Genomic DNA, 8,011 nt, shown 5'->3' with positions numbered 1-8,011 from the left:
TGATCTCGTCCATCTTCTTCAACTGCCGAAACTCGTCGAGCAGGAAGTAGACCGGCAGCGAGTTCGGATCGTGCTCAAGGGTAAGAATGTCCATTATCTGTTGCACGAACAGCGTCAGGAGCGGCTTGAGCAGCGTGATATCCGTGATGTTGGGCGCGAGGTAGACGGAGATCGGCCGACGCTTCATCGCACGGAGACCCATGTCGGTGACGTTCGTCGCGGCGACGACACGCTCGTTCTTGAATGGCCGCATCGCCTTCTGAATATCGAGCAAGGCTGAAGCGGCCGCGCGCTCGGAAAGGGCTAGGTAGGCGTTGAAGCTTTCCAACGTGAATTTGGACAGGTACGGCTCTTTTGCCTTGATGAATTTCATCAACGCCTGCAGGTCGACGCCGCTGTTGAAGAACGAGTTGACCTCACCGAGATTGCGCCGGCCGTTATAAAACGGGCTTTCCAGCACATAGCTGATAGCGCCCGCCATGACCTGTTGAGCGGTCGCCTGCCACACCGAGTTTTCGGATTCGGTGTTTTCGGGAACGAGAATACTCGCCGTGTTCTGGATATCGGTCGTGCGATTTCCGCGTTCCTGGCGAATGAAGTCGAGAGGGTTGTAGCGGTTCGTCCGCTCCGCGCCTGGCGCGAAAAGGAAGACCTGGCTGCCGTTGCGCCGGCGATAGCCGGCCGTCGCCTTGAAAACCTCTCCCTTGAGGTCGGTAACAATCATCGACCCCTCATGCAGCAACGCATTCGGAATGACATAGCCTGCGCCTTTGCCCGATCTTGTCGGCCCGATGATCAGATGGTGACGATCATCCTTGGTGCGCAGGATTTTGTGGCCGACGCGACCGAAGACATGGCCGGCTTTGCGAAACCACTTGCCGCGGCGCAGAGAGGTGATGTCCTGAAAGGCCGCGTCACCGAGTGGGCTGCCTTGCGGCTGAAGGCCGATGTAAGCGACGAAGCCGCCGGCGAGGAGGGCCGGGACGAGCGCCCCGATCGCGACCATCTGCAATGTGGTGTTGCTCTTGTAGAGCCAGAATTGTTGCAAGGGGGCGAATGGATTGGTGGTGATCGTCGCTTCGAGAATGCGGCCATCACGGAAAAAAATCTGGAGGGCGAGGCCATAGCCGAGAATCCAGACTGCAAAGACGATTCCGGTGCAGAAGAGCAGGTAGAAGGCCTTATAGCCCTGGCTCATGATTCATCCCGGGCAAAGAAGATTTCCGACACGCCGCGCTTGCCGCCGTCGCGGCGGAGCTGGATGACGATCGGGATGACCATCTGAATGTAGGACATCAGATCGGCCTTGGAATAACCTGACGACATGCCAGCCTGTTGCATCATCATTGCCAGTTGCTCGTAGGCACCCATCGGCGTGTCGGCATGGACAGTAGACATGCTGCCGGGGTGGCCGGTGTTGATTGCGCGGAGGAACGAGAAAGCTTCGGCGCCGCGGATTTCGCCGACAAACAGGCGGTCGGGACGCATGCGAAGCGATGCTTCGAGCAGGCTTTGAATCGTCACGTCAGCAGTGCCCTGATCGCCCTTTGAGGCGACGAGGTGCACCTTGTTGGCCTGGGGCGGGAACAGTTCGCGTGTATCTTCCAACGTCAGAATGCGCTCATGGGCATCGATGCTTTTCAAGCATGCGTTGAGAAACGTCGTTTTGCCGGAGGAAGTGCCGCCGCTGATCAGGATCGATACCCGTTTCGTGATGGCCGTATGGATGAAGTCATAGATTCGGCCGGTGCGCAGATGGGCAATCAAGTCGCGATCGATGTCACTTAGGCCGCCGACGGCGACCGATACTCTGTCTAGCGAGCCGCTGTCGCGATACTCCTCGAGCGTGAAGTTGTTGACCACCTGCTTGCGGATCGAGATTGAGCCGCCTTCAGGAGCGGCCGGCGGCAGGACGACCTGAATGCGTTCGCCTGTCGGCAGCGCGGCGCTGAGAATGGGCTTGGAGCAGCTGATAAACTGACTTGTCGCGCCGGCGACGCGCTCACCGATGTTCTGGATTTCGGCGGCAGTCAGCTCATGAATCTCGTGGTACTCCATATGATCGGAGCCGAGACGTTCGACATAGACGTGGCCCGGCTTGTTGATCGAAATTTCGACGACGCTCGGGTCTTCCAGGAATGGTTTCAGCGGAGCCAGCGCGCGATCAAGAAAGTGATAAGGGTTCGGGACTCTACCTATGGCGACGTTCACGTTGAATTTCCTTCATCGCTTCGATGACGGGATCGTCGTACATGGCGCTGAAATCGAGATCCTGTCGGACATAAACAAAGATGCGCTCGCCTTGGGCGACGCTGATCGTCGGGGGGATGCGGAGATTTTCGCTTAAAGCCTGGTTGGCCATGTCGCTGAAGGTTTGAGCGATCGTGTCGCGCGCCAGCTCCTCGCCGCGTTTGGCATCGTCGTTGTTTTTGCCGGACGCTTGGTCGCTTCCGAAGCCGGTCAGGTAGCTGGCGCCGGCGCCGACGATGGAAAGGACGATGGCCGACCCGAAACGTTCGCGCCATTTGTTGTCGACATGACCGGTGAGACCGGAACGGCCGAGACTGTCGCTTCCGATCGAGTTCAGGCGGACACTCACGCCATCGTCACGGATAAGCCGCGTCCAGATGACGAAGATGCGTTTTTGTCCCCTGGTCACATCGGACTGATACTCACCGATCAGTCGCGTTCCCGTCGGGATGAGGATACGGCGGCCATCGAACGAATAAACATCCTGAGACGTGATCGCCCGAATCTGCCCCGGTAAGTCGCTGTTGATCGCCGTTTCCAGGATGCCGGGAATGAGAGTGCCTTCCGGGATCAAAGCATCAATGCGCTTGAGTTGGGTGGCTTTTGCACCACGGTCGGCCAGGCTCGATGCGGCAGCAAGGTACTTGCTGTTGCGGTCTTCGCCAGCGACTGTAGGGCCGCTGCCATTGGCGCCGCCGAGCCCGCCGGCGCCGTCCTCAGCCTTGGCCTGGTCAAGCGAGATCAGCCCTGATTTGTAGCGTTGCGGAAATTCTTCTGGTGGCGGTTCGTTCGCGGTGGGTGGCGCGACGGCCGGCTCAGCAACCGGGGGAGGCGGCGGTGGTACGTTGAATCCCGTCGTGTCGACCTTTGGTTCAACCGGTTCGGGCGGTGGCGGAATATTGATGATCGCCGGGTCGGGTTGCGGCTCCGGCTTATCCTGCTCGCGCACGAATGACGGGGGACGGAACGTTGTGGTCCGAAACTCCTCGTCGCCCTGGGTGATGTCATGAGAGGTTTCCTTGGCGGGCGAGAGGACGAAATAGGCGGCGACAACGCCACCGACTAGCAGCGCAGCACCGCCGAGCAGCTGATTGCGTTTGGCATTCTTGTTGGCGATGGCCGTATCGTCGCCGGCAAGCATGGCCTCTAGTTCTGGAGATTGCTTCATCAGTTACCGCTCCTCCAGCGCTTCTTAGCCTGGCGATCGGGAGCCGGGCCGAGGATGTCGGGGTCTGGGGTCCCGAAGTCGGGCTTTCGAAGGTTGAAAATGCACGTCCACCGATCGCCGTCGCGCAGCGTGTATTGAGTGGCGACGCCATCGACGATGAGATATTCGCCCTCCTTGCGGAAATTGCGCAGCGTCTCGGAAAAATCCGATTGAACGGCAAAGATCGCCGGCACGCGGCCGTTGAATTTGAAGAAGGTCTTCTTGCCGTCATCGAAGACCATCGACGGTTTCAGGGTCGCGTCGCCCGAAAATGAGTAGTCAATGTTGACGTTGGCCTTGTCGATGTTCGAAACGTTGGGGTTTGCCGCCCTATATTCCGCCTCCTTGCGCAAGGCGGCGTTCAGATCCTTCTCCGGATAGACGAAGCGCACGCCGAAGACCTTGTGGCCTGCCTCTGGCGCATAGTCGTGCAGTTCGATGAAATAGATTCGTTTCGTCGTCACCACGTTCATATTGGTGGTGACGTTCTTGGCGACCGGTTTGACGAACAGGATGTTGCCCTTCTCGGAAGGCGCAACCTGCCAGCTTTCCGTGTCGCCGAGCGAGATCGTTTCGAATTTCTCGTCTTCGTCGAAAATGATCATGGTCGAAATGCCATAGGTGGCATTGACCGTGACCACGTTGTTCGGCTGATAGACGACACTGGTAACGCGCCCGTCGAGGTTGCCCGGACGAGGCGTTTGCGCACCATGGGCGTGAGTGAGGACGGCGACGGAAAACGCCGTCGAAAACAGCAGGCGTTTCATCATCCCTCATCCCCCGGCGTGACCGTTTCCTGGTCGCGGCGGTAGTTGTAGACTTGGAATCCGAGGGGGTTTTCAAACCGCCATTCATTCGTTTCCGGCGTCTCCGTATACCGGTAGCGCACAACCGAAATGTAGTGCCGGACGATCGAATCCGTGTCGGTCTTTTCCGTTGTCGAGAACCGGACCAGTGCTGTGCTGGCATTCGAGAACGTCACGGACTTGACGTCGACCAGCACGCGCTTGTTTTTGCCGTAGGCTTTGGTCGGATTGTTCGGGTTGGCTGCGCTGTACTGCTCTGCCAACTCGCGTGCCGCATCCCCGGTCGATAGAAGAGCGGCAACGCCGAAAGTTTCTTCGATGGCGAAAGGGTCATAGCCCTCGCGGTGGCGGATATAGCGCACCACGTTGGCTTGCGTGATGGCTTGCGTCTCTGTCAGGGTCAACGGCTTGGTCAGGCCTGTCTTGACCTCGATATAGCCGGTGTTCTTGTCGACCTCGACGATATATGGCTCGAAGCTTTTCAGCGGGACCAAGAGAACGAGGGCTGCGAGCGCCAGCAATGTGATCGCGCCGAAAAGCAGCGCCACGAACCATGCAAGCGACCGGGAGCGCTTCGCCTTCTTGACGATCTCGTTTTCCCATCGATCGCCGTCCTGAAAATAGCTCCTCATCGCACCTTCGTTGTCTGCCATATTGATCCAGCCCTTACTTTGCCTGCCAGCGAGCCGCCTCAGCGAGGCATGCTGTTGTTGGAGATTCTGTCCTGCATGGCAGTGCGCTCATTGGCCGTGCGAATGTTGGCAATCATGCCGGAATGGATACGATCGCGTGCGCGCATACCGGCATTGCCGACCACCCCTGCCGCACCGCGCGTAACGTCGAGTGCCTTCGTTGGAGCCGTCATGCCGGAGTATTGCGCGACAGCTCTGGCGACGTTGCCGATGCCCGCTGAGACGCCGCCGACAATGCTTTGCGCCAACACCTGGATATGGAAAAGAACGAACGCCCCTGCGCAACACAGCAGCAGGAAAGCCGACACGTCGCTGAGCTGCAACCGGCGTTGGTTCGCTGCATTCGTCACCTTGGTTAGTTCGGGGTCCATGGCGGCGATGAGGAAGGCGGCAACCACATAGATGAACAGCGGTATCAGCGCGTAGAGAAGAACCTGTTGGAACCACGACACGCCGAGGCGTCGCGTCTGCTCGAACAGCATGCAGGCTATGAAGATCGGGGCCGTTCCGATCAGCACCCACATCATCACCTTCGCCAGCAACAGGATCGCCAGCGCGACGGCGATAAACACTGCCACGCTAAGCATGATGAGAAAGCCGATCATCGACGGCAGAATGGCGAAGTAGCCCGACTGTTCCGCAAACGCCGCCGCCGCTTCATTGGCGGTCTTCCAGATCATCGACAGACCGTTAGTCGGTTCGGTTATGCCGGTTCCCGTGGCCGTCAGGATCGCCCGCCCGACATCCTCTGGCGTGTTGTTCAGCCAGCTGTAAAACAGCGTATCGAAATTGCTCCATTCTCTGACGATCAGTAAAATGACCACCATCCGGGCAACACGGCCGATCACTTCGGCAACGCTGATCCTGGACGTTCCCATGAAGAGTTGCAGGCCGTAATAGGCGACATAGGCCAGGAAAAGGACATTGAGCAGCGGCGTGATTTCGCTGCCGACAATCCCATATGCCCTTTCCGAGAAGGTTCTGCCTGTGTCTTCAATCCGGTCGAGGAGGTCGCCTAAGAAATCTTCCATTGCCGCCGATCGCCCTTACTGAGTTGCCATCGCCTTTATCGCCGCCATGGCCGTGGCCGGGTCACCGTTGACGTACGACATCGGGCCGCATTCCTGGCGAGGATCGGCAGCGTAGGACGTCAGATTTGCGGGTCGCTTGCAGGGGGCCGTTTTCTCTTTGACCGTACCGCAGCCGGCAACGCCGGCCGCGATCACGACCACGAACAAGGCCTTGACTATGTGAGCAGGCTTAGTTGCCACCGTAGGTCAATGCCTTCTTCGAGTTGGAAATGTCGGTGAGCCGGCGCTGGTTATCGGCCTGCAGGGAGCCGACAGCACCATTCATCACGCCGATCAGCTCGTTGATGGTGAGGCCGGCCTGGACTTGCAATTGGGTGTTTTGATCGATCGACCCCTTGATGTCCTGAGCCTGGCCGATGCTCTGTCCCGCTTGCTCAAGGGCGCTCCGGCGCGTTGTCACGGCCTGCTGCGATCCGGTCACAAGGGCCGAGACGCCAAGGACCGTGTTCATCAGCTCTTCATAGGACTTGTCGCTGGAAAAGCCGCTGTTTGACTTGCCAGAAAGGCTTTTTACGAGCTGCAGACCATTGATGAAGGTGGTAGCGATCTTGCTGATGTCGCCACCCATGCCACCGAAGTTTGGCACACCGCCTGACATGATGCTGTCGAAGGACGGCATAGAGGACACGCTGAAACCGTTGCCAACAGCCAGATTCTGCATCTGGTTGGCATCACTGCCGCGATCGCCGGTGACGGCCTTCAACGTGTCTTCGACAGTCGACAGGATGTCTTTGTTCGTGTTCAGGATCTTGTCGGTGGTCATGGCCGTTTCCTTGGCCACCTTGAGATTGGCGCCGTCGATGACCGGCACGCCTGATGCCCATGCCGCGGAAGCAAAGAGAGCCGAGCACGCAGTGAGAATAGAGCGCTTCATGGAAGGTCTCCTTATTGAAGCTTGAGTTGCAGGTTGAGGGTGGATTCACGCTCGCGCTTCTGGACACAGGCCTTGTCCGCCGGGCTCCATTCGAACCCTTCGCGCGGGTCGCACAGACCAGTGGTTTCGCGCGGCATTTCGCCTTTGTTTTTGTATCCGGACGACTGCGATGAGCCGGACGTCTCGGTCAGCTGCATCGTGTTTCTTGAATTGAACAGGCCTGCCATTGTCGACCCGAGCAGGATGACCTGGTTCATCATTTCGAGATTGGCGTTTCGCGCACCGGAATTGTGGTCCCAACTGTCCTGAATAGTTCCAGTGGTCAGGCCGCCGAGTTGCTGCAGCCATGAGGCGACGTTGGCGCCGCTCTCCTGCGTGGCTTGCGACGTCGCCATGGCGTTGATAGTCGAATCCCGCATGCCAGTGTACGATGTGCTGCCGCCGCCATAATTGATCGGGATGTTCGCCCCATTCGCCCCACCGAGTGCTGGCAGCCACTGTTGCGTGATCTTTTTGACGTAACCCTGTGTTTCCTTGAACGGCGGGATGCCGCCGTATTTCTGGACGTTGCCGTGACCAGAATTGTAGGCGGCAAGTGCCAGATTCATGTTGCCGCCGAACCGCCTGAGCTGCTGTTTCAGATAGCGGGCGCCGCCACGCAAATTGGACTCGATATTGTAGCGATTGACCCCGAGATCGCTTGCGGTCCCCGGCATCAGCTGTGTGAGGCCATATGCGCCGGCGCCGGATTGGGCGCATGGATTGAAACGGCTTTCCTGGTAGACGAGAGCCATAAAAAGGTTCTCGTCGACGCCTTCTTCCCTCGCGACCCTTTTGACCAGGCCGACGATTTCAGGGTTGGCTTGCGCGGCCGCGACCGGATCGTCCTTGCGACCTCCCCTGTAGACAGAGCAGGTCACGCCCTTGTTGATCGAAAACCGGTCCTTGTCGGTCTCTTCGATTTCGCCGTTCTTGTCCTTCCGATCCGTTTTTGTACCGAGGTTCGCTCCGTCGATGACGGGAACACCGGACGCCATCGCCGGAACGGGGGTGGCGAGTGTTGTCACCAGCAAGCCAAGGGCCAGACGATT

General features: G+C 58.6%; 9 protein-coding genes. All 9 read right to left on the bottom strand.

Annotated features, from left to right (window positions below; all coding sequences use genetic code 11):
* Positions 1-1,198, bottom strand: a 1,198-nt coding sequence (locus tag HNQ95_RS16855) for a type IV secretory system conjugative DNA transfer family protein (RefSeq protein WP_182585814.1), incomplete at its 3' end; no start/stop codon positions are given.
* Positions 1,195-2,211, bottom strand: coding sequence for a P-type DNA transfer ATPase VirB11 (gene virB11, locus HNQ95_RS16850; RefSeq protein WP_182574558.1), 1,017 nt, complete (start codon positions 2,209-2,211; stop codon positions 1,195-1,197). The genes virB11 and HNQ95_RS16855, both read right to left, overlap by 4 nt.
* On the bottom strand, positions 2,192-3,418 hold the full coding sequence (gene virB10, locus HNQ95_RS16845; protein WP_182574559.1) for a type IV secretion system protein VirB10: 1,227 nt from the start codon (positions 3,416-3,418) through the stop codon (positions 2,192-2,194). The genes virB11 and virB10 overlap by 20 nt, the downstream gene beginning before the upstream one ends.
* Positions 3,418-4,227, bottom strand: coding sequence for a TrbG/VirB9 family P-type conjugative transfer protein (locus tag HNQ95_RS16840; protein WP_182574560.1), 810 nt, complete (start codon positions 4,225-4,227; stop codon positions 3,418-3,420). The genes virB10 and HNQ95_RS16840 overlap by 1 nt, the downstream gene beginning before the upstream one ends.
* Complete coding sequence (locus tag HNQ95_RS16835; RefSeq protein WP_182574561.1) at positions 4,224-4,916, bottom strand: VirB8 family type IV secretion system protein; 693 nt, start codon at positions 4,914-4,916, stop codon at positions 4,224-4,226. Before HNQ95_RS16835 ends, HNQ95_RS16840 begins: the two co-directional genes overlap by 4 nt.
* Before the next feature lie 38 nt (positions 4,917-4,954).
* Complete coding sequence (locus HNQ95_RS16830) at positions 4,955-5,986, bottom strand: TrbL/VirB6 family protein (RefSeq protein WP_182574562.1); 1,032 nt, start codon at positions 5,984-5,986, stop codon at positions 4,955-4,957.
* Between the two features lie 15 nt (positions 5,987-6,001).
* Positions 6,002-6,226, bottom strand: coding sequence for a hypothetical protein (locus HNQ95_RS33685; RefSeq protein WP_376769258.1), 225 nt, complete (start codon positions 6,224-6,226; stop codon positions 6,002-6,004).
* A complete protein-coding gene (locus HNQ95_RS16820; protein WP_182574563.1) occupies positions 6,216-6,920 on the bottom strand; it encodes a type IV secretion system protein in 705 nt (234 codons plus the stop codon). The genes HNQ95_RS33685 and HNQ95_RS16820 overlap by 11 nt, the downstream gene beginning before the upstream one ends.
* A gap of 11 nt (positions 6,921-6,931) precedes the next feature.
* Positions 6,932-7,957: a lytic transglycosylase domain-containing protein gene (locus HNQ95_RS16815; protein WP_246340801.1), complete on the bottom strand. Its 1,026-nt coding sequence runs from the start codon at positions 7,955-7,957 to the stop codon at positions 6,932-6,934.
* Positions 7,958-8,011 lie beyond the last annotated feature (54 nt).

The organism is Aminobacter ciceronei, assembly GCF_014138625.1.
Classification (GTDB): domain Bacteria; phylum Pseudomonadota; class Alphaproteobacteria; order Rhizobiales; family Rhizobiaceae; genus Aminobacter; species Aminobacter ciceronei.
Note: the sequence above shows the minus strand (reverse complement) of the source record. Positions and strands in the feature narration are given on the sequence as shown.

Coding starts and splice junctions, on each gene's coding strand:
- HNQ95_RS16840 (WP_182574560.1), bottom strand. CDS start 4,227: ATGATGAAACGCCTGCTGTTTTCGACGGCGTTTTCCGTCGCCGTCCTC.
- HNQ95_RS16820 (WP_182574563.1), bottom strand. CDS start 6,920: ATGAAGCGCTCTATTCTCACTGCGTGCTCGGCTCTCTTTGCTTCCGCG.
- virB10 (WP_182574559.1), bottom strand. CDS start 3,418: ATGAAGCAATCTCCAGAACTAGAGGCCATGCTTGCCGGCGACGATACG.
- HNQ95_RS16835 (WP_182574561.1), bottom strand. CDS start 4,916: ATGGCAGACAACGAAGGTGCGATGAGGAGCTATTTTCAGGACGGCGAT.
- HNQ95_RS16815 (WP_246340801.1), bottom strand. CDS start 7,957: ATGGCGTCCGGTGTTCCCGTCATCGACGGAGCGAACCTCGGTACAAAA.
- HNQ95_RS16830 (WP_182574562.1), bottom strand. CDS start 5,986: ATGGAAGATTTCTTAGGCGACCTCCTCGACCGGATTGAAGACACAGGC.